The 25,412-nt window shown below is 69.5% G+C and carries 24 protein-coding genes; 13 read left to right on the top strand and 11 right to left on the bottom strand.

Going from position 1 to position 25,412, the window contains the following annotated elements; genetic code table 11:
• The first annotated feature begins 50 nt into the window (after window positions 1–50).
• The gene (locus YWW_RS0108900) at window positions 51–797 is read left to right on the top strand and encodes a phosphatase PAP2 family protein (protein WP_155830042.1); all 747 of its coding nucleotides are present in this window, start codon (window positions 51–53) and stop codon (window positions 795–797) included.
• A 4-nt stretch (window positions 798–801) separates the two neighbouring features.
• Window positions 802–2,043 carry an APC family permease gene (locus tag YWW_RS0108895; RefSeq protein WP_026929853.1) on the top strand — a complete coding sequence of 414 codons (1,242 nt, stop codon included), beginning with the start codon at window positions 802–804 and terminating at the stop codon, window positions 2,041–2,043.
• Between the two features lie 18 nt (window positions 2,044–2,061).
• On the opposite strand, the gene YWW_RS34925 is transcribed toward YWW_RS0108895, so the two are convergent.
• Both YWW_RS34925 and YWW_RS0108885 read right to left on the bottom strand, forming a co-directional pair.
• Complete coding sequence (locus YWW_RS34925; RefSeq protein ID WP_155830040.1) at window positions 2,062–2,436, bottom strand: DUF3263 domain-containing protein; 375 nt, start codon at window positions 2,434–2,436, stop codon at window positions 2,062–2,064.
• 26 nt (window positions 2,437–2,462) lie between these two features.
• Window positions 2,463–3,248 (bottom strand): HAD-IIA family hydrolase, encoded by a 786-nt coding sequence (locus YWW_RS0108885; protein ID WP_026929852.1) that lies wholly within the window; start codon window positions 3,246–3,248, stop codon window positions 2,463–2,465.
• Window positions 3,249–3,372: 124 nt separating this feature from the next.
• On the opposite strand from YWW_RS0108885, the gene YWW_RS0108875 reads away from it, so the two are divergent.
• Complete coding sequence (locus tag YWW_RS0108875) at window positions 3,373–3,987, top strand: heme-binding beta-barrel domain-containing protein (RefSeq protein ID WP_425402687.1); 615 nt, start codon at window positions 3,373–3,375, stop codon at window positions 3,985–3,987.
• 6 nt (window positions 3,988–3,993) lie between these two features.
• On the opposite strand, the gene YWW_RS0108870 is transcribed toward YWW_RS0108875, so the two are convergent.
• The 5 genes from YWW_RS0108870 to YWW_RS29180 form a co-directional block, all read right to left on the bottom strand.
• Window positions 3,994–4,407 carry a type II toxin-antitoxin system VapC family toxin gene (locus YWW_RS0108870; protein WP_026929850.1) on the bottom strand — a complete coding sequence of 138 codons (414 nt, stop codon included), beginning with the start codon at window positions 4,405–4,407 and terminating at the stop codon, window positions 3,994–3,996.
• Window positions 4,404–4,643 carry a FitA-like ribbon-helix-helix domain-containing protein gene (locus YWW_RS0108865; RefSeq protein WP_026929849.1) on the bottom strand — a complete coding sequence of 80 codons (240 nt, stop codon included), beginning with the start codon at window positions 4,641–4,643 and terminating at the stop codon, window positions 4,404–4,406. The genes YWW_RS0108870 and YWW_RS0108865 overlap by 4 nt, the downstream gene beginning before the upstream one ends.
• A 35-nt stretch (window positions 4,644–4,678) precedes the next feature.
• Window positions 4,679–4,900, bottom strand: a complete 222-nt coding sequence (locus tag YWW_RS29185; RefSeq protein ID WP_035698387.1) for a type II toxin-antitoxin system HicB family antitoxin — start codon at window positions 4,898–4,900, stop codon at window positions 4,679–4,681.
• Between the two features lie 32 nt (window positions 4,901–4,932).
• Window positions 4,933–5,373, bottom strand: coding sequence for a hypothetical protein (locus YWW_RS0108855; protein WP_026929848.1), 441 nt, complete (start codon window positions 5,371–5,373; stop codon window positions 4,933–4,935).
• A gap of 65 nt (window positions 5,374–5,438) precedes the next feature.
• On the bottom strand, window positions 5,439–7,772 hold the full coding sequence (locus YWW_RS29180; protein WP_245595382.1) for a DEAD/DEAH box helicase: 2,334 nt from the start codon (window positions 7,770–7,772) through the stop codon (window positions 5,439–5,441).
• A 182-nt stretch (window positions 7,773–7,954) separates the two neighbouring features.
• On the opposite strand from YWW_RS29180, the gene YWW_RS0108845 reads away from it, so the two are divergent.
• The 6 genes from YWW_RS0108845 to YWW_RS29170 all read left to right on the top strand — a co-directional run bounded on the left by YWW_RS0108845 (window position 7,955) and on the right by YWW_RS29170 (window position 16,245).
• Window positions 7,955–8,314 (top strand): STAS domain-containing protein, encoded by a 360-nt coding sequence (locus YWW_RS0108845; RefSeq protein WP_051325561.1) that lies wholly within the window; start codon window positions 7,955–7,957, stop codon window positions 8,312–8,314.
• Window positions 8,311–8,820 carry an ATP-binding protein gene (locus tag YWW_RS0108840; RefSeq protein WP_051325560.1) on the top strand — a complete coding sequence of 170 codons (510 nt, stop codon included), beginning with the start codon at window positions 8,311–8,313 and terminating at the stop codon, window positions 8,818–8,820. Before YWW_RS0108845 ends, YWW_RS0108840 begins: the two co-directional genes overlap by 4 nt.
• A 215-nt stretch (window positions 8,821–9,035) precedes the next feature.
• Window positions 9,036–11,354, top strand: coding sequence for a sodium-translocating pyrophosphatase (locus tag YWW_RS0108835; protein WP_026929845.1), 2,319 nt, complete (start codon window positions 9,036–9,038; stop codon window positions 11,352–11,354).
• Window positions 11,355–11,515: 161 nt separating this feature from the next.
• On the top strand, window positions 11,516–14,239 hold the full coding sequence (topA, locus tag YWW_RS29175; protein ID WP_051325559.1) for a type I DNA topoisomerase: 2,724 nt from the start codon (window positions 11,516–11,518) through the stop codon (window positions 14,237–14,239).
• Between the two features lie 14 nt (window positions 14,240–14,253).
• Window positions 14,254–14,871, top strand: a complete 618-nt coding sequence (locus YWW_RS0108825) for an acyltransferase (protein WP_026929844.1) — start codon at window positions 14,254–14,256, stop codon at window positions 14,869–14,871.
• A 207-nt stretch (window positions 14,872–15,078) separates the two neighbouring features.
• Window positions 15,079–16,245 carry a glycosyltransferase family 4 protein gene (locus YWW_RS29170; protein WP_051325558.1) on the top strand — a complete coding sequence of 389 codons (1,167 nt, stop codon included), beginning with the start codon at window positions 15,079–15,081 and terminating at the stop codon, window positions 16,243–16,245.
• On the opposite strand, the gene YWW_RS0108815 is transcribed toward YWW_RS29170, so the two are convergent.
• Window positions 16,242–16,988: an IspD/TarI family cytidylyltransferase gene (locus YWW_RS0108815; RefSeq protein ID WP_026929843.1), complete on the bottom strand. Its 747-nt coding sequence runs from the start codon at window positions 16,986–16,988 to the stop codon at window positions 16,242–16,244. The two genes, YWW_RS29170 and YWW_RS0108815, sit on opposite strands and share 4 nt — an antisense overlap.
• Before the next feature lie 196 nt (window positions 16,989–17,184).
• Here YWW_RS0108815 and YWW_RS0108810 point away from each other — a divergent pair, with 196 nt between their 5' ends.
• Both YWW_RS0108810 and YWW_RS29165 read left to right on the top strand, forming a co-directional pair.
• Window positions 17,185–17,880 carry a phosphocholine cytidylyltransferase family protein gene (locus tag YWW_RS0108810; RefSeq protein ID WP_026929842.1) on the top strand — a complete coding sequence of 232 codons (696 nt, stop codon included), beginning with the start codon at window positions 17,185–17,187 and terminating at the stop codon, window positions 17,878–17,880.
• A 112-nt stretch (window positions 17,881–17,992) separates the two neighbouring features.
• A complete protein-coding gene (locus tag YWW_RS29165; RefSeq protein WP_051325557.1) occupies window positions 17,993–19,732 on the top strand; it encodes a CDP-glycerol glycerophosphotransferase family protein in 1,740 nt (579 codons plus the stop codon).
• A 6-nt stretch (window positions 19,733–19,738) separates the two neighbouring features.
• On the opposite strand, the gene YWW_RS29160 is transcribed toward YWW_RS29165, so the two are convergent.
• The 3 genes from YWW_RS29160 to YWW_RS0108790 are packed head-to-tail and all read right to left on the bottom strand — an operon-like array spanning window position 19,739 to window position 22,821.
• Window positions 19,739–21,427 carry a CDP-glycerol glycerophosphotransferase family protein gene (locus YWW_RS29160; protein ID WP_051325556.1) on the bottom strand — a complete coding sequence of 563 codons (1,689 nt, stop codon included), beginning with the start codon at window positions 21,425–21,427 and terminating at the stop codon, window positions 19,739–19,741.
• Window positions 21,428–21,440: 13 nt separating this feature from the next.
• Complete coding sequence (locus YWW_RS29155) at window positions 21,441–22,148, bottom strand: SDR family NAD(P)-dependent oxidoreductase (protein ID WP_026929841.1); 708 nt, start codon at window positions 22,146–22,148, stop codon at window positions 21,441–21,443.
• Entirely contained in the window at window positions 22,141–22,821 is a 681-nt protein-coding gene (locus tag YWW_RS0108790) for an IspD/TarI family cytidylyltransferase (RefSeq protein WP_026929840.1), read from the bottom strand. Before YWW_RS0108790 ends, YWW_RS29155 begins: the two co-directional genes overlap by 8 nt.
• A gap of 517 nt (window positions 22,822–23,338) precedes the next feature.
• Between YWW_RS0108790 and YWW_RS0108785 the strand changes: the two genes are divergently transcribed.
• Both YWW_RS0108785 and YWW_RS0108780 read left to right on the top strand, forming a co-directional pair.
• Window positions 23,339–24,430: a DegT/DnrJ/EryC1/StrS family aminotransferase gene (locus YWW_RS0108785; protein WP_026929839.1), complete on the top strand. Its 1,092-nt coding sequence runs from the start codon at window positions 23,339–23,341 to the stop codon at window positions 24,428–24,430.
• On the top strand, window positions 24,427–25,412 hold a 986-nt coding region (locus tag YWW_RS0108780), incomplete at its 3' end, for a Gfo/Idh/MocA family protein (protein ID WP_026929838.1). The genes YWW_RS0108785 and YWW_RS0108780, both read left to right, overlap by 4 nt.

Genomic DNA, 25,412 nt, shown 5'->3' with positions numbered 1-25,412 from the left:
GACACGGTATCGGATCGGCGGCGATCTCGGCGCTCGCTAGGCTTACGGCCGTGACCGCCGTAGTCCAACGACACTCTCGAGCCCCCTCGGGCGCGTGGACGCCGTTCCTGGTCAGGCGTCCGCGCTCGTGGGGGCTCGAGATCGCCATGGCGGCGGCGTTCATCGTGCTCTCGGCCCTGTTGGTGTGGCCCTCGACCCTCGTGGAGCTCGACGTATGGATTCGCGACCTCTCCGACGCCAACCGGCCCCACTGGGCCTTCCTGATCGTGCACAACACCAACAAGCTCGGCCAGGGCGGCCTGCTCGGCGGCGTCGCCCTGGGCATCTCGGCGATCCTGGCCCACCGGATGCGCAGCGTCCGCCCCATGATCGCGTTCCTGGTCGTCTACGGCATGACCGGCTCGGTCCTGGTCGTCAAGTACATCCTCACCCGCGTCTACCCGCACGGGCCCGGCGACGCCTCGCCCCCGTACGCCACCGTCGAGCAGGCGACCCTGCTGACCGATCTGAGCCCCGCGGCCGCCTACCCGTCGGGGCACGTGCTCAACACGATCGTCTGGTACGGCTACCTCGTGTTCCTCCTCGGCGCCCACCTGACGACGTGGCAGCGACACCTGCTGCTGCTGGCCCCGCCGGTGATCGTCACGTTCTCGACCACCTACATCGGCTACCACTGGTTCACCGACGCCGTCGGCGGTGTCTTCATCGGGGTGATCATCATTCGGGTCATCCAACGCATCCGATGGGAGACAGTCGAATTGCCGACATGGCTCGAGCCGGAGAAACGATATCTTTAAGGACATGCCCGCCCCTTCCCCGGAGAACCGGCCGCCCCCGGAGCTCAAACGCCACCTCGGACTCCCCTCCGCGATCGTCATCGGGCTCGCCTCGATGCTCGGCGCGGGCGTCTTCGTCGTGTGGGGGCCGGCCACCGAAGCCGCGGGCTCCGGGCCGGCGCTCCTGGCCGCCCTCGCCGTCGCCGGCCTCCTCGCCTACTGCAACGCCGACTCCTCGGCCCGCCTGGCCGCCCGGCACCCGCGGGCCGGCGGCGCCTACGTCTACGGCACCGAGCGCCTCCACCCCGCGGTCGGCTTCGCCGCCGGATGGGGCTTCCTGGTCGGCAAGACCGCCTCGGCCGCCGCCATGGCCCTGACCCTCGGCCACTACCTGCTGCCGGACTCGCCCCGAGCCCTCGGCGTCGCCGCCGTCGTCGCGCTGTGCGCGGTGAACCTGCTGGGCGTCAAGAAGACCGCCGTCGCCGCGGCGGTCTTCGCCGCCGTGACCCTCGCCGTCCTGACCGCCGTCGTCATCGCCGGGTTCACCGGACCGGTGGCCGTCCAGGACCTCGACCGGCCCCACCCCTGGGGCGTGCTGACCGCCGCCGGGTTCATCTTCTTCGCCTTCGCCGGGTACGCCCGCATCGCCACGCTCGGCGAGGAGGTCAAGCGCCCCGAATGGACCATCCCGCGGGCCGTCCCGATCGCCCTGGGGATCACCTTCGCCGTCTACGCGGTCGTCGCCTCGACCGCCCTGTACGTCCTGGGCCCGGGGACCCTCGCCGGATCCGAGACGCCCCTGGCCGACCTCGCCGCCGCCGGGGCCCCGGCCCTCGAGCCGCTGGTCGCCGTCGGCGCGGGCATCGCCGTCGCGGGCGTCCTGCTGAGCCTGCTGGCCGGGATCGGCCGCACCGCGCTCGCGATGGCCCGCGACCGACGCCTGCCGGGCGGCCTGGCGGCCGTCTCCGAACGCTTCGGCGTCCCCTGGGCGGCCGAGCTCACCGCGACCGTCGCGGTCCTGGTCATCGTCGCGACCCTCGACCTGGCGGGGGCGATCGGCTTCTCCAGCTTCTGCGTCCTGGTCTACTACGCGATCGCCAACGCCTCGGCGGCCACGATCCAGAGCCGCACGCCGGTGCCGTGGATCGGCCTGGGCGGCTGCATACTCGTCGCCACGAGCCTCCCGCCGGGCGCCGTCTTCGGCGGCCTGGCCGTGTTCGCCGTCGGCGCGGTCTGGTACCTGCTCAGCGAGCGCATCCGCCGCTGAGAGGGGTCGCCGCTGCGCTCAGCGGGCGTTCTTGCGGTGGTCGCGGGCGGCGCGGAGCCGCCGGACGACCGCGGGCTGCTCGGCGGCGGCCTCCGGGTGGTCGATCAGCCGCGCCAGATGCTGGTAGTACTGCTCCGGCGTCAGCTCCAGCTCGTCGGCGATCGCCTGCGTCTTGGCCCCCGAGGCGCGCCACCAGCGCGCCTCGAAGGTCAGGATCCGCCGCTCGAGACCGGACAGCTTCGCCTCGGGCTCGCGGGACGGCCCGCCCCCCGGCGGCTCGGAGGCGGCCCGGACGGCGCTCCCCGCCGCCTTGGGCCCGTGCGGCGCTCCCGTGAACGGCTCGTCCGCCGCTCGGGCGCGCGCTGAGGAATGGGTGTGGGTGGCGGGAGGCATGATCGCTCCTAACTCGGTGAGTCTCCTCATTCGATCCAATCGATGAGATCGGCGACCGAATCCTTCACGTGGTTCGGCCGGAAGGGGTATTTCTCGACTTCATCCATGGTGTCAGTGACCCCCGACAAAACGAGGACGGTCTCCAGGCCCGCCTCGAGACCGGAGAGCACGTCGGTGTCCATCCGGTCGCCGATCATGACCGTCGACTCCGAGTGCGCGTCGATGCGGCGCAGGGCGTTGCGCATCATGAGCGGATTCGGCTTGCCCACGAAGTACGGGTCGGCGCCGGTGGCCTCGGAGATCATGGCCGCCACCGCGCCGGTCGCCGGGAGGATGCCCTCCAGGGACGGGCCGGTCGCGTCCGGGTTCGTGGCGATGAACCGCGCCCCGGCCTTGATCAGGCGCACCGCCGTGGTGATCGCGCCGAAGTCGTAGCGGCGGGTCTCGCCGAGCACCACGTAGTCGGGGCGGTAGTCGGTGAGCACGTAGTCGATCTCGTGCAGCGCCGTGGTCAGCCCCGCCTCGCCGATGACGTACGCCGAGCCCGAGGGCCGCTGCGAGTGCAGGAAGTCCGCGGTGGCCATCGCCGAGGTGTAGATCGAGGCCTCCGGGACGGTCAGACCGGAGTTCCTCAGACGGACGTGCAGATCGCGCGGGGTGTAGATCGAGTTGTTGGTGAGCACGAGGAACCGCTTCCCCGCCGTCTGCAGCTTCTCGATGAGTTTGTTGGCCCCGGGGACGGGGACCCCCTCGTGGACGAGCACGCCGTCCATGTCCGAGAGCCAGGAATCGAACGGTCCAGGTGTATCCATGGTCAACATCTTGCCATCGTGTGATCGGATCGACGAGTGCCGGACGTAAAGTGGGGCCCGTGGAGACGGTGATGACCGCCGTGCTCGTCATCGCGTCCGGCGCGCTGGCGGGCGTTTTCGGCTACTGGACGATCAGAACGGGGAGGAACCGATGAGCGGCGAGGTACCCGCGGAGTTCGCCTCGACCTACGAGAAGGTCGAGCCCTATCCTTTCGAGGAGACCGCCGATCTGCGCAGCGGCCCGAACCTGCACGACGACCTGCTGCCGCTGCTGCCCCTGGTCGGGCACTGGAGGGGCCGCGGGCAGGGCGGCTACCCCGACGGCGAGGACTTCATGTACGCCCAGGAGATCCGCTTCACGCACGACGGGCGGCCGTTCCTGCGCTACGACGCCCGCTCGTGGATCGTCGACGAGGACGGCAAACCGGTGCGCCCGGCGGCCTGGGAGACCGGCTGGTGGCGGCCCGTCCAAGGCGAGGACTCCGGCAAGCCGGAGGTGGAGGTCCTGCTGGCGCACCCGACCGGCATCCTCGACCTGTACTACGGCCACGCGGACGGCACGAAGTTCGAGATCGCCACGGACGCGGTGGTCCGCAGCCCCCAAGCCAAGGAGGTCACGGCCGCCAAGCGCCTGTACGGGATCGTGGAGGGCGCCCTGATGTACGCCGTGGAGATGGCCGCCGAGGGCAGGCCGATGAGCCCCCACCTCTCGGCCCGCCTCGACCGAGTCGAAGGCTGACCCGGGCTACGTCATCGGCGGCGTGATGAACTCGCATTTCGGCCCGTTGCTCCGAGTCAGCCTGCGATCGGCCGTGAGCAGCGGCGCGCGGCGCCATTCGGCTACCGCCACATAAGAGGCGTCGTACGCGGTGACACTCTCGCGGAGTTCCCAGATTCGGGTGGCCACCACCGAGAACGGTTCGAGATGTATTGCCATGTCGCGAAGGTCTTGGAAGGCGAGGTTCGCGGCGGTCTCGTCCAAGGAGCCTTGTCGGCGCCCTCTCCGGAGAATGTTCGTCACCTCGTAATGCAGCATCTCCGAGGAGAACAGCTGTTTGTCCAACATTTGGACTGCGAACCACTTTCCGCGTTCACCGGGCGTGGTGAGTTGCGCGACCACCGCTGACGCGTCTACGACAAGAGCGGGAGGTTCCGTCATCGGCGGTCCGCGTCGCGGGCTTCGAGGATGTCCTCGATCGTCATGCCGGAGCCGGAGGCTTCGACCCGCTCGCGTGCGCGCATGATGACCAGATCGAGCGGCGGGTGAGCCACGATCGCCTCGATCTGCTTGAACATGAACTCCTGAAGCGACTGCGACTGGCGGGCGGCTCGCGCCGCCAGCTCCGCGCGCCATTCCTCGGGAAGATGCCTGATGGTCATACTGAACTCACTCATGCATGTATTTTAGCAGCATCTGCTTCAAAACGGCATCAATGAAGGTGGCGGTGCGAGTCGATTTCGCCGGTCTCGACCTCGGTCAGCGTGACCTGCACGGTCTCGATCGGGGCATCGAGGACCGTTGCGATGAGGTCCCGTGCCATGTATTCGGCCTCGGCCCAGTCCTCACCCTGCGTGACCGCGCCTCGGAGGCTCGGAACCGCCACGACCCACCCGCCTTCGGGCGCCGCCTCGGCGATTGCGTTGTACCGCATGTCGAACCTCCTCGCTCTCGACCGAGCGCCGCTCAGCGGCGTTTGGCCTCCTTCGCCTGTCGCGACCGCTCTTGGGACTCGATCACCTGGACCAGGCGGGCACGGTCCTCGGGGTCGCAGTCCCAAAGGATGACGACGGTCTTCACGCGGCCGTCGGCGTCGATTCGTCTGATCCTGCCGTCGTCCACGACCAACCGCTCGCCGTTCGGCGTGCCGAAGGTCCAGCGGACGCGCCGAGTGGAGAACCAGTAGACGACCAGGGCCTTCGCCTTGACATCGTAGGCACCGTACGGTCTTGAGCGCATTCTGGCGCCGATTACCAGGAACACGACACCGACACCGAACAGGAACTGCAAGTCCCACAGCTGCGTGACTATCGCGAACACGCCGACGGGAATCGCCAGTGACCCGGTGACCAGGTACGCCACGGGAACGAAAGTCCGGTACCGGACCTCGATGATTCGGGAATTCATTTGTCGCTCCGAGGGGGTTCAGGGATCGGGGAAGATCATAGACGAGATTCGGTGCGCGGTGGAGGTCAGAAGTCGCCGGGCCAGAGGTCGTCTTCCTCTTCCTTCGGCGCTGCCTCCGTGGGCTTGGCGATCTCGATCACCGTCGGCGGCCTGCCGTCGTCGGCTTCCAGGACCACGCCCAGGACCTGGATGCTGCCCGTCTTGTCCAGCGGCTCGTTGCCGTTGCCGCACTTCGGGCTCTGGATGCAGCTCGGGCATCCCGCCTTGCAGTCGCACGAGTCGATGGCGTCCCTCGTCGCCCCCAGCCAGTCCGTCCACTTGCGGAACGCCTGCTCGGCGAAGCCCGCCCCGCCCGGGTGCCCGTCGTAGACGAACACCGTCGGCAGCTCCGTGTCCGGGTGCGCCGCCGTCGACAGCCCGCCGATGTCCCACCGGTCGCACGTCGCGATCAGCGGCAGCAGCCCGATCGAGGCGTGCTCGGCCGCGTGCAGCGCGCCGGTCAGGTCCGCCACCCCCGCCAGCGCCTCGGGCTCGACCGTCCACCACACCGCGACCGTCCGCAGCGTCTGCGGCGGCAGGTCCAGAAGCTGCGTGTCGATGACCTCCCCGGTCGGGATGCGCCTGCGCTGGTAGGAGATGACGTTCGTGGTCACCTCCACCTCCCCGAGGCACATCGTCACCGCGCCCATCTCGCGGACCTCCCGCGTGCTCAGGATCTCCAGGTGCGTGATCTCCTGCGCGCTGGTCGTCCACGGCGGCTTCGCGGCGTGCACCAGCGCGATCCCGTCGTCGAGGTCCAGCTCGTCGACCAGATACGACTCGCCCTGGTGCAGGTACAGCGCCCCGTTGTGCACGAGCCGGTGCGAGGCGGCCGCGTCGACGGTGCCGATGAGCCGCCCCGTCGAGATCTCCGCGATGTCGATGCCCATCGGCCCCGAGCCCCGCAGCGTCACCTCCGGGCGCTCCGAACCCACCCAGTAGTAGCGCCCGCCCGGCCTGCGGCGCAGCAGCTTCCGTTCGCACAGCTCCTCGGCCACCTCGCGGCTGCCGGGGATCGACGCCAGGTCCGCCTCGCGCAGCGGCAGCTCCTCGGCGGCCAGGCACAGGTGCCCCGCCAGCACGTACGGGTTCGACGGGTCGCACACGCTCGCCTCGACCGGCCGCTCGAAGATCGCCTCCGGATGGTGCACCAGGTACGTGTCGAGCGGGTCGTCCTTGGCGAGCATGATCGCCAGCGCCTCGGTCTCGCCGCGCCCGGCCCGCCCGACCTGCTGCCAGAACGAGGCCAGGCGCCCCGGGTAGCCGCACAGGACGACAGCGTCCAGCCCGGTGACGTCGATGCCCAGCTCGAGCGCGTTCGTCGTCGCCACGCCGAGCAGCCGCCCCTCGCGCAGGTCGGCCTCCAGGTCCCTGCGGTGCTCGCGCAGGTACCCGGCCCGGTAGGCGGCGATGCGCTCCGCGGCCGGGTCCGCGCCGAGCCGCGACTTCGCCTCGGCGGCGACGATCTCGGCGCCGCGACGCGACGGCACGAACGCGAGCGTGCGGACGCCCCGCTGGACGAGCTGGGCCAGCATCCGCGCGGTCTCCGAGAGCGTGGAGGCCTTCTGCGGCTCGCCCTCGATCAGGTGCGTCTCGGGCTCCCACAAGGCGATGCTCGCGCCCGGCGACGGTGAGGAGTCGGCGGTGACCTGCACCGCGGGCCGGCCTGTCAGCGTCGTCAGGGACGCCGCCGGCTCGGCGGCCGTCGCCGAGGCGGCGACGACCGTCGGCGAGGCCCCGTAGTGCTCGGCCAGGCGCAGCAGCCGCCGCAGCGTGAGCGCGACGTGCGCGCCGAACACGCCCCGGTAGATGTGGCACTCGTCGACCACGACGTACTTCAGGTTCGACAGCAGCGAGCGCCAGAACCGGTGGCGCGGCAGCATCGAGTGGTGGACGAGGTCCGGGTTGGAGAACACCAGGTTCGCGAAGCGCTGCGCCCACTGCCGGTGCTCGTACGGCGTGTCGCCGTCGACGATGGCCGGGATGAGCCCGCCGACGTCGAACTCGCCGACCGCCCTGGCCTGGTCGGCGGCGAGCGCCTTCGTCGGCGCCAGATAGAGCGTGCGGCCCTCGCAGTCGAGGGCGGCCTCGGTCAGGACCGGCAGCAGGTACGCGAGGCTCTTGCCGGAGGCGGTGCCGGTGGCGACGACGACGTCGCGGCCCTCGAAGGCGTGCGTCGCCGCCTCGGCCTGGTGCGGCCACGGCTCCACGATGCCGGTCTCGGACAGCGCCCGGCGCACCTCCTCGGGCACCCATTCGGGCCAGGCGGTGCGCGCGGAGCGGCGCGGCGGGACGCGCCTGAGGTGGCGAAGCCCTTCGTCGTCCGCACCGAGTGCGCTGATCAGCTGGTCCGATGACACGCGGTCAATGATGCCGCAACGCTCCGACAGGCGGCGCTCCCGGCCGCGCCGGCCGCCCCGCCACAAGGTGCGTCCTCGCCGAGCGTGGTCGAGCCCATACGTCGGCTCAGTGCTCCCGACACGCTCCCATGACGGAAGCAGTACGCTATGCGCCAGGACACATCGAAGCCTTGGGAGAGAGCGTGAAGGGATCATCCAGTGACGGAACGCCCGAACCCGAACTGGGACTTAGCCTGTCCACAGTCGGCGCGTACTCGGTCATCTCGGTGACCGGAGAGATCGACATGTACACCGCACCGAAGCTGCGCGAAGCCGTCAGGCAGCTCTCCGCCGAGGGCCGCATGCGCGTGGCGATCGACCTGACGCCCACCGAGTTCTGCGACTCCACCGGCCTGGGCGTCCTCATCGGCGCCCGCCGCCGGCTCACCGACGCGGGAGGCGCGCTGGTGGTGGTCTGCGCCAACCCCCGCATCCGCAAGCTCCTCGACCTGACCGGCCTGGACAAGGTGCTCGATGTCCGGGAAGCGGTGCCCAGCGAGTGAACGCCTCCAAGCACGACCACCGCGCTGAACCGGTGACGGTGCGGTTCGCGTTCACGCCCGCCGCCGCCTACGTCCGCGCCGCCCGCCTTGTGGCCGCCGACGTCGCCTCGCACGCCGGGGTCGCCACCGGGCTGCTCGACGAGGTCCGCCAGGCCGTCGGCGAGGCCTGCACGCGAGCGATCCTGCGGCACCGCGACTCAGAGATCGACGATCTTGTGCGCATCGAATTTTCGATCGGTGATCGTTTCGTTGCGAAAATCACCGACAACGCGCGCGATATGCGCGCGCAGACACGAGACCGCCTCGCGCCCTCCACCCGCCGCGGCGATGCGCGCCCGAGTGATCACGACACGCTCGAAGAGGAGACCCTCTCGGAGGAGATCACCCTCATCGTCCTCGGCGGCCTGGTCGAAGACCTGGTAGTGACCGGTCCCGACAGCGAGAAGGGCACCACCGTCTCCATGAGCTGGCCCCTGCCCGGCGGCGCCCAGTCCGGCGAGCACTGAGTCGCCGCGCCCCTACGGGACCGCAGTGACCGACCCCACTCGCAAAGACCTCACATCGTTACACTCCGCTCGTTATGACAGACGCGCCGCCGCGCGGCCGCACGCCTCACCGCGCGCGGCGCCGGGCGCGAACCCGAAGCACGCCGCCCCGCGCGGGCGGCCTTCACTGAACCCGTACGCGCGCGCCGCGCGCATCCAGTCTCTGGAGGAACAACATGCATACGTTGCTCGCCAATGGCGACGAGGGCGTAGGCCAGCTCACAGGCTCCAACGTGAGCCTCGTGGTGGTGGCCGCCGTGCTCGCGCTGGTCGCGCTGGGAAGCGCCGCCGCACTGGTCAAGAGCATCCTCGGCGCGGGCACCGGCACCGACAAGATGCGCGAGATCGCCGGCGCCGTCCAGGAGGGCGCCTCCGCCTACCTGCGCCGACAGTTCCGCACGCTCGGGATCTTCGTCGTCGCCGCCGTGGTACTGCTGTTCCTGCTGCCGGTCGGCGACGCCGGGACCGACGTCCGCATCGGCCGCAGCCTCTTCTTCGTGGTCGGAGCCGCCTTCAGCGCCTTCATCGGCTGGGCCGGCATGAGCCTCGCCACCCGCGCGAACGTCCGCGTCGCCGCCGCCGCGCGCGACGGCAAGGCCGTCGGCGCGATGCACCTGGCGTTCCGCACCGGCGGCGTGGTCGGCTTCCTGACCATCGGCCTCGGCCTGCTCGGCGCCGCCATCGTGGTCCTGGTCTACAAGTCCGACGCGCCCGTCGTCCTGGAGGGCTTCGGCTTCGGCGCCGCCCTGCTGGCGATGTTCATGCGCGTCGGCGGCGGCATCTTCACCAAGGCCGCCGACGTCGGCGCCGACCTCGTCGGCAAGGTCGAGCAGGGCATCCCCGAGGACGACCCGCGCAACCCCGCGACCATCGCCGACAACGTCGGCGACAACGTGGGCGACTGCGCCGGCATGGCCGCCGACCTCTTCGAGTCCTACGCCGTGGTCCTGGTCGCCAGCCTCATCCTCGGCCGCGCCGCCTTCGGCGAGACCGGCCTCGTCCTGCCGCTCATCGTGGCCTCCGTCGGCATCGTCTGCGCCCTCATCGGCGTCATCATCACCCGCATGCGGGCCTCCGACGCCTCCGGGCTCACCGCCATCAACCGCGCCTTCTACATCTCCGCGGTCATATCGGCGGCGCTCACCGCCGTCGCCGTCTTCGCCTACGTCCCGGCCGACTGGTCCGAACTGGGCACCGGCATCGACGCCTCGGAGATCCCCGTCAGCCCGCAGGGCCTGGCCATCATCGCCGTCGTCATCGGCATCGCGCTCGCCGCGGCCATCATGTTCCTGACCGGCTACTACACCGACACGCGCTACAAGCCCACCAGGACCGTCTCGGCCTCGACGCGCACCGGCGCGGCCACGAACATCCTCTCGGGCTTCTCGCTCGGCCTCGAGTCCGCCGTGTACTCGGCGCTGCTCATCGCCGCCGCCGTCTACGGCGCCTACCTGCTCGGCGGGGGCGTCCTGCTCGTCAGCCTGTTCGCCGTCGCGCTCGCCGGCTGCGGCCTGCTGACCACCGTCGGCGTCATCGTCGCGATGGACACCTTCGGCCCGATCAGCGACAACGCCCAGGGCATCGCGGAGATGAGCGGGGACGTCGACGGCGACGCCGCCCAGACGCTCACCGACCTCGACGCGGTCGGCAACACCACCAAGGCCATCACCAAGGGCATCGCGATCGCCACGGCCGTGCTGGCCGCGACCGCCCTGTTCGGCTCCTACACCGACGCGGTGGCCTCCGAGGGCCTCGCCGGCGGCGAGCTGTTCGAGGCGCTCAGCATCGCCGACCCGGCCAACATCGTCGGCTTCATCATCGGCGCCAGCGTGGTGTTCCTGTTCTCCGGCCTGGCCGTCAACGCCGTGGCCCGCTCCGCCGCCGCCGTGGTCCAGGAGGTCCGCGACCAGTTCGCGCGCTTCCCGGGCATCATGACCGGCGAGCAGCGCCCCCAGTACGGCCGCGTGGTCGACATCTGTACCCGCGACGCCCAGCGCGAACTGGCGACGCCGGGCCTGCTGGCCGTGACCGCGCCGATCATCGTCGGCTTCGGCCTCGGCGTCGGCCCGCTCGCCGCCTACCTCGCCGGCGCGATCGCCTGCGGCGTGCTCATGGCGATCATGCTGGCGAACTCGGGCGGCGCCTGGGACAACGCCAAGAAGGACGTCGAGGACGGCAACCACGGCGGCAAGGGCTCCGAGGCCCACGCCGCGGCCGTGATCGGCGACACCGTCGGCGACCCGTTCAAGGACACCGCCGGGCCCGCGATCAACCCGCTGCTCAAGGTCATGAACCTGGTGGCGCTCATCATCGCCCCGGCCGTCGTGGTCGCCACCGTCGGCGACGACGCCTCCGGCGCGCTCCGCTGGAGCGTGGCCGGTGCGGCGCTGCTCATCCTGGTCACCTCGATCGTGGTCAGCAAGCGCCGCTCGGCGCTGGTGGAAGCGGGGGAAGACCGAGCCGAGGAGGAGCGTGAGACCGTGAAGGTCGGCTAGCCCTCCCCGGCAGAGCACCGCGCGCCCCGGCCCGCTCCGGCGAACCTGCGAGTCGCAGGTTCCGATCGGGCCGGGGCGCCCGCATACTCAGGGGACGCGTTCGCCGAGCGTGAGCTACCGTAACGATTCGAGTGCGTATTTTTCAGTGAACCCAAGCGAAGGTGGGAGCAGTGGCCGACCTCAAGCGCCTGGTCATCGTCGAATCCCCGGCGAAGGCCAAGACGATCTCCTCTTATCTCGGTCCCGGCTACATCGTCGACTCCTCCCTCGGGCACATCCGCGACCTGCCCCGCAGCGCCAAGGAGATCCCGAAGAAGTACAAGGACAAGGCGTGGTCGCGCCTGGGGGTCGACGTCGACAACGACTTCGCGCCGCTCTACATCGTCAACCCCGACCGCCAGGCCCACGTCAAGAAGCTCAAGGGCTACCTCGCCGAGGCCGACGAGCTCTACCTCGCCACCGATGAGGACCGCGAAGGCGAGGCCATCGCCTGGCACCTGCTCGAGACGCTGAAGCCGAAGATCCCGGTCAAGCGCATGGTCTTCCACGAGATCACCCCGCAGGCCATCGCCGAGGCCGCCGCCAACCCGCGCGAGCTCAACCAGGACCTCGTCGACGCCCAGGAGGCCCGCCGCATCCTCGACCGCCTCTACGGCTACGAGGTCAGCCCGGTGCTGTGGAAGAAGGTCATGCCGCGCCTGTCGGCCGGGCGCGTCCAGTCCGTCGCCACCAGGGTCGTCGTCGAGCGCGAACGGGCCCGCATGGCCTTCCGCGCCGCCGACTACTGGGACGTCACCGCCCGTCTCGCCACCGACGACGACCAGGTCTTCAAGGCCTCGCTCATCGCCGTCGACGGCGACAGGATCGCCGGCGGCAAGGACTTCGACCCGGCCACCGGCAAGGCGAAGGGCAATGTCGTCCACCTCGACGAGGCCGGCGCGCGCGGCCTGGCCGAGCGCTTGAGCGGCCGCGACTTCACCGTGCTGAAGGTCGACAAGAAGCCGTACCGCCGCCGTCCCTACGCGCCGTTCATCACCTCGACGCTCCAGCAGGAGGCCGGACGGAAGCTGCGCCTGTCGAGCGCGCAGGTGATGCGCGTCGCCCAGCGGCTCTATGAAAACGGTCACATCACCTATATGCGGACCGACTCGACGAACCTGTCGAACACCGCCGTCGACGCCGCCCGCGCCCAGGCCGCCGAGCTCTACGGCGCCCAGTACGTGCCCGCCGAGCCCAGGCGCTACGCCCGCAAGGTCAAGAACGCCCAGGAGGCCCACGAGGCCATCCGCCCGGCCGGGAACCGCTTCAAGACCCCCGACCAGCTCAAAGGCCAGCTCACCGCCGAAGAGCACCGGCTCTACGACCTGATCTGGCGGCGCACGCTCGCCTGCCAGATGGTCGACGCCACCGGCAACTCGACCTCGGTGCGCGCCCGCGCCACCACCGCCGCGGGGGAGGACGCCGACTTCGGCGCCTCCGGCAAGACCATCACCAACCCCGGCTTCCTGCTCGCCTACGTCGAGTCGATCGAGGAGGGCGAGGCCGACAACGTCGAGAAGCGCCTCCCCGAGCTCGCCGAGCGCCAGCACCTGAGCGAGCGCGGCCTGGAGGCCGCCGGGCACACCACCCAGCCGCCCGCCCGCTACACCGAGGCCAGCCTGGTCAAGGCCCTCGAGGAGCGCGGCATCGGCCGGCCCTCGACGTACGCCTCGATCATGCAGACCATCCAGGACCGCGGCTACGTGTTCAAGCGCGGCCAGGCCCTCATCCCCTCCTTCCTCGCGTTCGCCGTCGTCGGCCTGATGGAACGGCACTTCCCGCGCCTGGTGGACTACGACTTCACCGCCGGGATGGAGGACGAGCTCGACGAGGTCGCCGGCGGCGAGGAGCAGCGCGTCGAGTTCCTGCGCAAGTTCTACTTCGGCGGCGACGACAAGGAGGGCACCGTGGCCGCCTCCGGCGGGCTGCGGCGCCTGGTCGAAGAGGAGCTCGGGAAGATCGACGCCCGCGGCGTCAACTCGATCCGGCTGTTCACCGACGACCGGAACCGCAAGGTCGTCGTCCGCGTCGGACGCTACGGCCCCTACCTGGAGCGCACCACGCCCGAGCAGGCCGAGGCCGGCGAGAACGGCGAGCGCACCTCGATCCCGGAGTCGCTGGCGCCCGACGAGCTGACCCGGGAGAAGGTCGAGGAGCTCTACGAGCTCGGCTCCGGCGAGGGCGAGCTCGGCACGCACCCCGAGACCGGGGAGCCGGTCTACGCCAAGACCGGCCGCTACGGGCCCTACGTCACCTCCGGTGAGAAGTCCTCGTCGCTGCTGACCGGGCAGAAGCTCTCGGAGCTCACGCTCGAGGACGCCGTCAAGCTGCTGACGCTGCCGCGGCTGGTCGGCAAGGACGCCGACGGCGAGGAGGTCCGCACCGGGCTCGGCCCGCACGGCCCCTACGTGGTCAAGAAGCGCGACTACCGGTCCCTCGAATCGGAGGACCAGCTGTTCACGCTCACCCTCGAGGAGGCCGAGAAGCTGCTCGCGCAGCCGAAGACCCGGGGGCGCCAGCGGGCGCAGACGCTGCTCAAGGAGCTCGGCCCCGACCCGGTGACCGGCAAGGAGGTCTCCCTCAAGGACGGGCGCTTCGGCCCGTACGTCACCGACGGTGAGACGAACGCCTCGATCCGCAAGACCGACACGGTCGAGGCCATGACGATCGACCGGGCCGCCGAGCTGCTCGCCGAGCGCCGCGAGAAGGTCGCCGCCGGGGGCGGGGTGAAGAAGACCGCGAAGAAGGCGGCGAAGAAGACCGCCAAGAAAGCCGCCAAGAAGACCACTGCGAAGAAGGCGGCCAAGAAGGCCGCGAAGAAGACCGCCAAGAAGTCCAGCTCCTAGCAGACCGGGAAGTCATGAGCTATCGAGTCCAGCCAAGCGCGCAGGTGGCCGAGTCGGCGAAGATCGGCGACGGCTCGTCCGTGTGGGACCTCGCCCAGATCCGCGAGGACGCGGTCCTCGGCAACGGGTGCATCATCGGCCGCGGCGCCTACGTCGGCACCGGCGTGGCGATGGGCGACAACGTCAAGGTGCAGAACTACGCGCTGGTCTACGAGCCGGCCCGCCTCGACGACGGCGTGTTCGTCGGCCCGGCGGCGGTGTTCACCAACGACCACAACCCGCGCTCGGTCGAGCCCGACGGCGGGATCAAGCGCGCCGGCGACTGGGAGGCGGTCGGCGTGACCGTCGAGCGCGGCGCCTCGATCGGCGCCCGCGCGGTGTGCGTGGCGCCGGTGCGGATCGGCGCCTGGGCGATGGTCGCGGCCGGGGCGGTCGTGACCAAGGACGTGCCCGCCTACGCGCTGGTGATGGGCGTCCCGGCAAGGCGCGTCGGCTGGGTCGGCCGCTCGGGGGAGCGCCTGGTGGAGGACGAGGCGGGCGAGGGCCTGTGGCGGTGCCCGCGCAGCGGGGAGCGCTACGTCGAGCGCGACGGCGCCCTCGAGCCCGAGGGGACGGCCGCCACTCCCGCCTGACCCCGCTCCGCAGAGCGGCGAATCGTGAATATGGTGTAATCCGGACCCGACGGTGAATCGCCCGGGATCGGCAGGTGAACTTCCGCCGAACCAGAGGCAACCCAACGGGCCGTCACAAGCGTTGTGTAAGGGGACCGCCCGGGGGGGCACGCCGGACGCGGTCCGCCTCGGCTCCGGCATCACTTCATTGGGAATGGATCTCACACCATGCGAATCACGTTTCTCGTCCGCAATATCTGGGGCATCGGCGGCACGATCAAGACCACGATCAACACGGCCGAAGCCCTGGTCGAGCGCGGCCACGACGTGACTCTCGTGTCCTGCATCCGCAACCGGGAAGTACCGGACTTCGACATCGATCCGCGGATCACTGTGGACAGCCTGTGGGACGTCCGAAAGCCGGGCGACGGCGGTGAGCGACTGTCGTTCATGGACCGGCGCCGCGCCAAGCGGGATTCCTACCTCGACCGCGCCCAGGTGAACAACATGCGCGAGTCCTCGGCGCTGTTCGACCGCCGCGTCAAGCAGTTCATGGAGAAGGTCGACACCGACATCCTGGTCACCACCCAGGTGACGCTCAACCTCTACGCCGCCCGGTACGCGCGGCCGGACACCATCGTGGTCGGCCAGGAGCACCTGTACCTCGACAACTACAAGCCGCCGGTGCGGCAGCTGATCAAGGACAACTACCACCGCCTCCACTCGATCGTCACCATCACCGAGAGCGACGCGCGGGCCTACCGCGAGGCCCTGCCCGACTGCGCCGACCGCATCGCGGTCATCCCCAACTCCATCCCCGCCCACCGGGGCGAGCTCTCGACGCAGAACGAGCCGATGATCATGGCCGCCGGGCGGCTCGCCAAGATGAAGGGCTTCAACACCCTCATCGAGGCCTTCGGCGAGATCGCCCACCGCTACCCCGAGTGGGGCATGCGCATCTACGGCCGCGGCACCGAGCGCAAGCGGCTCCAGCAGCTCATCGGCGAGTACGGCCTGCGGGCCCGCATCAAGCTCATGGGCCCGGTCTCGCCGCTCGACGACGAGTGGAGCAAGGCCTCGATCGCGGCCGTGACCTCCCACTACGAGGCCTTCGGCCTGGTGATCGTGGAGGCCATGTCCGCGGGGCTCGCCGTGGTCTCCAGCGCCGTCGAGCACGGCCCGATCGAGATCATCGACCACGAGGAGAACGGCCTGCTGTTCGAGTCCAAGAACGTCGAAGCGCTCTCCCAGGCGCTGGCGCGGCTCATGGACGACCGCGAGCTGCGGTGCCGCCTCGCCGAGGCCGGCCGGGTCACCGCGCGCGCCTACGAGCCCGAGCAGGTCGTCGGCCTCCACGAGGAGCTGTTCGAGCGGATGCTCAAAGAGCACGCCTAAGGCTGTTCGAGCAGCGCCTCGGCCACGACCAGGTCGAGCGGCTCGGTGACCTTCAGGTTGCGCTCCTCGCCGGCGACGACGGCGACCGGCACGTGCGGCAGGTATCGCAGCACCACCGAGCAGTCGTCGGTCGCCTTGAAGGCCGGATCGGCCGCCGCCGCCGCGTAGGCCGCCTCGATCACCGACAGGCGGAAGCCCTGCGGGGTCTGCACCCGTCGCAGCGCGGCCCGCTCGGGCACGGACGCGACGAACTCCCGCCCGCCCTCGGCCCTGACCTCGATGACGGTGTCCGAGGAGGCCACGGCCACGCCGACCGCGTCGTGCCGGTCCAGCGCGGCGGCGACCTCGGCGATGATCCGCCCCGAGACGAGCATCCGGGCCGCGTCGTGCAGCAGCAGCTTGCAGTCCTCGCCGGGGCCGAGCAGGCGCCGGGCCCAGTCGATCGCCGCGCGCGATGAGGCGCTGCGGTCGGCCCCTCCCGCGATGACCCCGGCCAGCTTCCCCGCCCCCGCCGCCTCGGCGATCGGGGCCACCGCGCGATGGTGGCCCGCAGCCATCACCACCACGATCCGGTCGACCTCCGGCGCGGCCTCGAAGGCCTCCAGCGTGTGCTGGAGCACCGGCTTGCCGCCCACCTCGAGCAGCTGCTTCGGGACCGGCGCGCCCATCCGGGCGCCCGTCCCCCCGGCCAGGACCACCGCCACGGTCGGCGCGCCGGGCGGGTACGGTGCTGCGGCGTGCATGGGCTCACTCCTGTGCTCACGGGTCGGCGGACGCGTCGAGCGGAAGGATACCGTCACCAGCGGCGGGCCGGTACCCACGAGTGGGAGCGGTGGCAATGTGACCGGTACGTCTACCCGTGATTGGCCGTTTCGTAATTGCCCGTTTAACTAGGTAAACTGCTGTGGTCCTGTAGCCTATGCGAACGAGGTGGCGCCAATGTCCACGAACATCGTGATCCTTGCGGCCGGTGTCGGCTCCCGGCTCGGCAAACCGCACCCCAAGCCGCTGACGCCCCTGAACACCGGCGAGACCATCCTGGGCCGCTCGCTGCGCCTGCTCACCTCCCGTTTCAGCCGCCACTCCATCCACCTCGTGGTCGGCTTCAAGAAGGAGATGATCATGGAGGAGGTGCCCGACGTCGGCTTCATCTACAACCAGGCCTACGGCGACACCAACACCTCCAAGAGCCTGCTCAAGGCCTTCAGCATCCTCGGCCCCGGCGGGGTCCTGTGGCTCAACGGCGACGTCGTCTTCGACCCGCAGGTGCTCGACGTGCTCCTGCCGCACATCGCCATGGACCGCTCCTTCATCAGCGTCAACACCGCGAAGGTCTCCGACGAGGAGGTCAAGTACACCCTCGGCGCCGACGGCTACATCAACAAGCTCTCCAAGAAGGTCACCGAAGGCGCGCTCGGCGAGGCCGTGGGCATCAACTACGTCTCGGCCGACGACCGCGCCGTGGTCGCCAAGCGGCTGGCCGAGGTCGACGACCAGGAGTACTTCGAAGGCGGCATCGAGGCGGCCATCGCCAAGGACGGCCTGAAGTTCGAGGCGGTCGACATCTCCCAGCACACCGTCATCGAGGTCGACTTCGCCGAAGACCTCAACGACGTCAACCGCCGCTTCAAATAACCCCTCCCTCTCCCCCTCCCCGCGTCGAAATCCACCCACCCGCGCTCCGGCACGCGCGAGCGTCGCACCATGGAGGTGCGGCGTCCCACGACTCCGATAGAGGCACGGCGAGTTGAAGAAACTGCTCAAATCCTGGTCCATCCGACTGAACCTGCTGGCGGTCGCGGCCGTCATCTCGGCAGTGGCGCTGCGCGGCGTGTCCTGGCCGACCTACCTGCTCGCGCTCGTCGTCTTCGGGACGGTCGCCTGGCAGAGCCGCCACAGCGTCGCCTCGATGCGGATCGCCCGCGTCCTGACCGCCCTGGCGGTGCTCATCGAGGCCTGGATCGCCGGCGGCACCGACCACTGGCCGCTGCTGCTCGCCGGCGTGCTGGTCACCTGCTACTTCGCGTACGCCGACATCATCGCCAAGGCCCTCAACATCGCCTACCTCCTGGCGGTCAACCTCGAGGTCCACCGCACCCGCCGCCAGCGCATGACCACCCCGCCGGCGATCGCGACGCTCATGAACTGCCTGGCCGTGGCCTACGTGCTCGCCGCGGCCGTGCCGCAGTCGGCCCCCACGGCCGTGACCGACACGGTCTTCCTGATCGTCACCCTCGCCGCCTTCGGCTGGACCGGGTCGGCCGTGCTCGACAACTACCTGCGCCGCCGCCGCGAGTCCCACCCGGTCGACGCCGGGGTCAGGGACGCCGTCGAACGGCTCCAGCCCCGCTTCGTGATCCACTTCGCCGGCTCCCGCGCCTCGGAGTACCAGCTCCAGATGTGGTTGCCGTACTTCGAGCAGGTCGGCGACCCGTACCTGATCATCGTCCGCGACCGCTACCTGCTCGACGGCATCGCCGAACGCACCGACGCCCCGATCGTGCTGGTCCCGGCCCAGTCGGTGCTCGACCATCTGCTGCCCGACAGCGTCCGGTCCTGCTTCTACGTCAACCACGCCGTCAAGAACGCCCAGCTGATCAAGCTCGACAAGTACATCCACGTGCAGCTGATGCACGGCGACTCCGACAAGGCGATCAGCCGCAGCCCGGTGTCGCTGATGTACGACCGGGTCTTCGTCGCCGGCCAGGCCGGGGTCGACCGTTACCACCGCCACGGCGTCGACATCCCCAACTACAAGTTCAAGCGCATCGGCCGCCCCCAGCTCCACGACCTCCAGGTCGGGCCCCGCCCCGAACGCGACGGGGACCGCAAGGTCGTGCTCTACACGCCCACCTGGACCGGGCTCACCGCCGACGTCAACTACTCCTCCCTGCCGCAGGGGAAGCGGATCGTCGAGGCCCTGCTGCGCCGCGACGTCGACGTCGTCTTCCGCACCCACCCCTACACGCGCACCAACGCCGCCTACCAGGCCCTCGCCGACGAGATCAAGGAGCTCATCGCCGCCGACGCGGCGGGGACCGGCCGGGCGCACCTGTGGGGCGACAAGGCCGAGTCCGAGGTGACCTTGAGCGAGTGCATCAACGCCGCCGACGTGGCGATCTCCGACATCAGCGGCACCGCATCGGACTGGCTGTACTGCGGCCGGCCGTTCGCGATGACCGACCCGAAGGACTTCGGCCCCGACTACCTCGCCGAGTTCCCGCTCGCCAAGGCCGCCTACCTGTTCGACGCCGAGGCGGACAACGTCGAGGAGGTCCTCGACGAGCTGCTGGAGACCGACCCGAAGGCCGGGCTGCGAGCAGAGGTCCGCGAGTACTACCTCGGCGACATCCGGCCCGAGGACCTCGTCGGCGTGTTCGTCGACGAGGTCAAGGCCACCTACGCCGAACCGGTCCGCAAGGCCGCCACCGGCGAGTCGGCCCTCCCGGCGGCCGAGCGGCCCGAGACCGTCCGCTCGCCCGCCTAGGAGCGCCTAAGCGGTGCCGGTCCTGCCGTTGTCGATGTACTTCTGGGCGGTCTCGATGAAGACCCGGTCGTAGCCTTCGGCCGGGAAGTCGCCCAGGTAGTAGGTCTTCGCCTCGGCTCTGACGCCCGCGAGCGAGTCGGTGCCGAGCAGCTCGTCGAGGACCGGCCCGATGTTCGAACCCGAGCCGTTCACGACATAGGCGGCCCGCGCCGGCGGGAAGGTCGCGGCGAAGGCCTCGCCCTCCTTGCGGGCGTCGACCACCGCGAACGGCTTCTCGGTGTACAGCCAGTCCGAGGCGACGGCGCTGACGTCGCACACCAGCGCGTCCGCGGTGTTCACGCAGTCGAACAGGGTCATCTCGGACTCGGCCGCGGCGCCCCAGCGGTGGGCCCGGCCGGTCTTGGCCGCGTCGGCGCGCAGCAGCTCCTCGACCTCGATCCGCTTGCGCTTGGCGCCCTCGTTGCGGTCGGTGTAGGGGTGGGTGCGGAACACCACCGTCGCGCCGCGTTCGAGCAGGGCGCCGACGAGTTTCGGCCCCAGCTTCAGCGAGCAGTAGTTCGCGTCCTCGTAGAACCCGGTCCACGTCGGTGCGTACAGCACCGTCGGGGACTCGACCGAGCCGATCTCGGTGCGCGGCACCTCCAGGTCCGACACCTGCGGGCGTCCGACGATGTCGAACTTGTCGAGCGGGATGTGGACGCCGTGGTCGGCGTAGCGGTCGATCCCGGCCTGGCCGGCGACGAAGACCCGGTCGTACATCGCCGTGACCGGGTTGTAGCTGGAGATCTTCTCTGAGTCGCCGTGGAGCAGCTGGACGTGCAGCAGCTCGGGGTTGCGCACCATGTGCATGTTCTTCATGCCGTTGTTGACGTAGAACACGGTGGTCACCGTCTCGGGGATGACCAGGTCGATCGGGCCCTGGCCCTGGACGAACACCACCGGCGCGTCGGTCGCGGCGGCCAGCGCCGGGAGGTGGTGCCGCTCGCGGGTCATGACGAAGTACGAGCCTTCGATGCGCTCGAAGTAGGGCACCCACATCTCGAGCTGGTAGGTGGTGTCCTTCGGCCCCGCGAAGTAGACCATGAACGTGGGGGCCCGCCGGTCGAGCTCGGCGGCCACGATCTCGGTGATGTCCTCTGTCGAGGGCAGGACGCGGTGGGTCAGCCCGGCGAACCTGGCCGCCGCCAGCACCGCCGTCGGCAGGGCCGCCAGGACCACCGCGTACGGCGTGGCGGCGGCGAAGCCCGAGAAGAGCAGCGGCACCTGCACGACCAGCACCGCGAACGTCGACAGGTAGTACAGGGCCGAGCGGCGCACCGGCGAGTCGGAGGTCTCCGGGCGGGTCTCCAGGTGCGCGGTGGCGATCTTGGCGGCGCTGACGACCTTGGCCAGGAGCGCTTCGACGGCGATCATCGCGGCGGTCGCGAGCAACGCCAGCGACCAGGCGATCGACAGCCCGGTGCCCGCGGCGACCGCGGCCGTCACGGGCGTGAACGCCAGCAGGGCGCGGCCCTGCGCGTGGCGGCCGGGCGTGTTCACCTCCTGCGGGTAGCAGTAGTACGCCAGCGTCGCCGCGATCAGGACGAGCCAGAGGGGCCGCCACGGCGTGAACAGGATGGCGGCGTGGCACAGGATCGGGAGCGTGCCCGGCAGCAGCGCCTGCGCATACCGGAACTGTGTGATCTTGGTGAGCATCGGTCCGGTTCTGTTATTGGCGGACGACCAGGTTCTGGCTGTCGACGAGCGTGCCGACCTCGGAGGTGAGCATGTCGATGACCGAGGCGACCTGCTCGGGTTGCATGATCGTCGACGGGTCCTCGTCCGGGGCGAGCTTGCGGCGCAGGTCGGTGGCGCAGCGGCCGGGGGAGATGCACACCACGCGGGTGCCGTAGATCGACAGCTCCTCCTTCATCGCCTCGCTCATGTTGATCACGGCGGCCTTGGAGGCGCCGTAGGTGAGCCAGCCGGGGCGTCCGCCCATGCCGGCGGTGGAGGCGATGTTGACGATCAGCTCGAAGGTGTTGCCGCAGTGCAGCAGCTCCTGGACGATCGTGAACGGGGCGTACAGGTTGACGCCGATGGTGCGCTCGAAGTCGGCGAACTCGATCTGCTGGAGCGCGCAGGGGGCGGTGTACCCGGCGTTGTTGACCAGGTAGTCGACCTTGCCGGCCTCGGCCATGACGTCGCGCATGAGACCGACGATGCGGGCGCGGTCGTTGAGGTCGATGACGTGGGGGAGGACGCGCTTGCCGTAGGGGTTGTCGTCGGTGAGGCGGCCGATGAGCTTCTCGAAGTCCTCGGACTGGCGGGCCAGCAGGATGAAGTCGGTGATGTCGTTGTCGGCGTAGAAGAACCGCTCGGCGGTGGCCGCGCCGATGCCTTTGGAGGCGCCGGTGATGAGTATGGACTTAGACATCTTCGTCCCCTCCCAGGAGGAAGCCGGCCAGTTTGACGTCGGTGGGGGTGGTGACCTTGAGGTTGGTGTCCTGGCCGTCGATGAAGTGGACGTCGTGTCCGGTGACGGCGCACAGCGTGGCGTCCTCGGTGAACACCAGCTGCTGCTCCGCGGCCTTCCGGTGGGCGTCGGCCAGATCGGCCTTGAGGAACTTCTGCGGCAGCTGGACGTTGCGCAGCCGGTCCCGCTCGAGCGAGCCGGTGACCAGGCCGGAGTCGGGGTCGACGGGGGCGACGGTGAAGGGGATGGGCAGCATCAGGCTGACGTTGTCGCGCGGGTCCGTGACCAGCTGCTTGAAGTCGGCGGCGGTGACCATGGGGCGGGCCGACTCGTGGATGAGGACGTGGTCGGACTCGCAGGCCGGCAGCATCGCCGCGACCGACTCGTGGCGGCTCTCGCCGGCCGGCACGTAGGTCACCGGCGTCTGGATCGCGTAGTCGGTGACCAGCCGTTCGATCTCCTCGCGGAACCCCTCGGGGAAGTTGAGGACGATCTGGGTGATCTCGGGTACCGCGTCGGCTGCGACCAGCGAGTAGACGATGATGGGTCGACCGGCCACGTCGATGAACTGCTTGGGGCGGCCGGCCGCGACGCGGCTTCCGATACCGCCGTTGAGCAGCATCAGACTGTACATGTGGGGTTTACCTCCAGAGGAAGACGGGTGGTGCGGAGTGCTCGCGGCAGGGAGATCGTGGTCGGGCACGTCCATGCGGGCCAGTCGAACGACTGTCTGGCGCGCGATGAGTCCTGTCACATTAGCACGCGTGCAACTTCTGTTCGCTTGAGCGCAACCTGTAATTCAGCATTCATTAGACAATGGTCCAGCAATGCAGCAAAAGAGCACAATCCACGAATTGTCGCAAAATGATGGACACCATCCTCTTGCGCGACAACGAGAATGCGGCTCGGCGACGGAGAGTGCGCTGATCCGGTCTATCTGTCAGCCCGTTCGCGCCGTGTGAACCTAATGTGCGAGAAAAGACACAAATGCTCCGAGCGTGCAACCGGATCGGTGCTTAACGCGTTGGGCATGCGTCAACGTCGACGCGGACTCGGGCGGCGATGCGGTTTTCGCCGCGCAGGGGCCCGCACGGCACTTGCTATCATCCTCGCGTCCACATCGCGCGACTGACCAGCATCGGGGGCACCGAATGCCTAGTGAACCGCCGGAATTCATCCCGCCGGCTCGGCCGTTTATCGGTGATGAGGAGATTGCGGCGGCGGTGGCCGTGTTGCGGTCGGGGATGGTGGTGCAGGGGCCGGAGGTGGCGGCGTTCGAGGACGCGTTCGCGACGGTGTCGGGGACTGGGCATTGTGTGGCGGTGAACTCGGGGACGTCTGCGTTGCAGCTCGCTCTCATGGCGCTGGGGGTCGGTCCTGGCGATGAGGTGATCGTGCCGTCGTTCTCGTTCGCGGCGTCGGCGAATGCGGTGCGGCTGGTGGGGGCGGAGCCGGTGTTCGCTGATATCGAGGCGGGGAGTTTCTGCGTCGACCCTGACGCGGTGGCGGCGCTGGTCGGTCCTCGGACGGTGGCGGTGATGCCGGTGCATCTGTACGGGCATCCGGCGGACATGGGCCGGCTGGTGCCGTTGGCGGAGCGGCATGGGTTGGCGGTGGTGGAGGATGCTTGTCAGGCGCATGGGGCGCAGGTCGACGGGAAGCCGGTGGGGTCGTTCGGTGCGGCGGGGGCGTTCAGTTTCTATCCGACGAAGAACATGCATGCCCTGGAGGGCGGGATGGTCTCGACTGATGATGCGCAGTTGGCGCGGATGCTGCGGTTGTTGCGCAATCAGGGGATGGAGCAGCGGTATGCGAACGAGGTCGTGGGTGCGAATATGCGCATGACTGATGTGGCGGCGGCGATCGGTCGGGTGCAGTTGGGTCGGCTGGAGGGGTGGACTGAGGCCCGGCGTGTGAATGCGGCGTTCTTGGACAAGTCGATCACTGGTGCGGTGGTGCCGCCGGTCGCGCCTGGGGCCCATCACGTGTATCACCAGTACACGGTGCGGATCGAGGGTGACCGTGACGGTGCACTCGAGCGGTTGAAGGCCGCTGGTGTGGGGAGTGCGGTCTATTACCCGACGCCGATTCACCGGCTGATCCCGTACCGGGACTCAAAGGCTGATCTGCCTGAGACGGACAGGGCCGCTGCTGAGGTGTTGTCGTTGCCGGTTCACCCTTCCTTGTCCTCGGATGATCTCGACCGTGTCGCTGACGCGGTGAACGCTTTGGAGCAGATGTGACAGCACCGCAACTCCGCGCCGGTCTGGTTGGTCTTGGCGCGATGGGTCGTAACCACGCCCGGATTCTCGGTGGACTTGAAGGCGTTGATCTGGTCGGCGTCGCCGACCCGGTGGCCGACAAGCGGTCCGCTCCGGCGGGCGTGCGGCTCGTCGGCTCGGTCGAGGAGCTGATCGGTCTGGGTCTGGACTATGCGGTGGTGGCCTGTCCGACCGCGCTGCACGAATCGGTCGGACTCGCGCTGGCCGAGGCCGGTGTGCACGCCTTGATTGAGAAGCCGCTGGCCCACACGGTCGAGGCGGCGCGCCTGTTGGCCGAGGCCTTCGGATCGCGCGGTCTTGTCGCCGGGGTGGGGCATATTGAGCGGTATAACCCGGCGATCATCAGTTTGCGTGCGCGTCTGGAGTCCGGTGAGCTGGGCGAGGTGTTGCAGGTGGTGACTCGTCGTCAGGGGCCGTTCCCGCATCGGATCGCTGATGTGGGTGTGGTCAAGGATCTGGCGACGCACGACATCGATTTGACCAGTTGGGTGACCGGTCAGTCGTATCAGTCGATCACGGCCCGGACGGTCTCGCGGTCGGGGCGCGAGCACGAGGACATGCTCTCGGCCATCGGGTATCTGAGCAAGGGCACGATCGCGAACCACTCGGTGAACTGGTTGAGCCCGTTCAAGGAACGCACCGCGGTCGTCACTGGCGACCGAGGCTGCTTCATCGCGGACACGCTCACCGGGGATTTGACGTTCTATGCCAATGGTGTCGAGCACACCGAGTGGGAGGCGCTGCGCGCCTTCCGGGGCGTGTCCGAGGGTGACATGGTCCGGTATGCGATCCGTAAGCGGGAGCCGTTGCTGGTCGAGCACGAGCATTTCCGTGACGCGGTCCTGGGCCTGGACAATGAGGTCGTCGGTCTCGCGCAGGGCCTGGCGACGGTCGCGGTCTCCGAGACCATGCTCCGCTCCGCCCAAACCGGCCAAACCATCGC

This window comes from Glycomyces tenuis DSM 44171, assembly GCF_000427885.1.
Classification (GTDB): domain Bacteria; phylum Actinomycetota; class Actinomycetes; order Mycobacteriales; family Micromonosporaceae; genus Glycomyces; species Glycomyces tenuis.
This window is presented reverse-complemented; position numbering and strand designations above follow the sequence as displayed.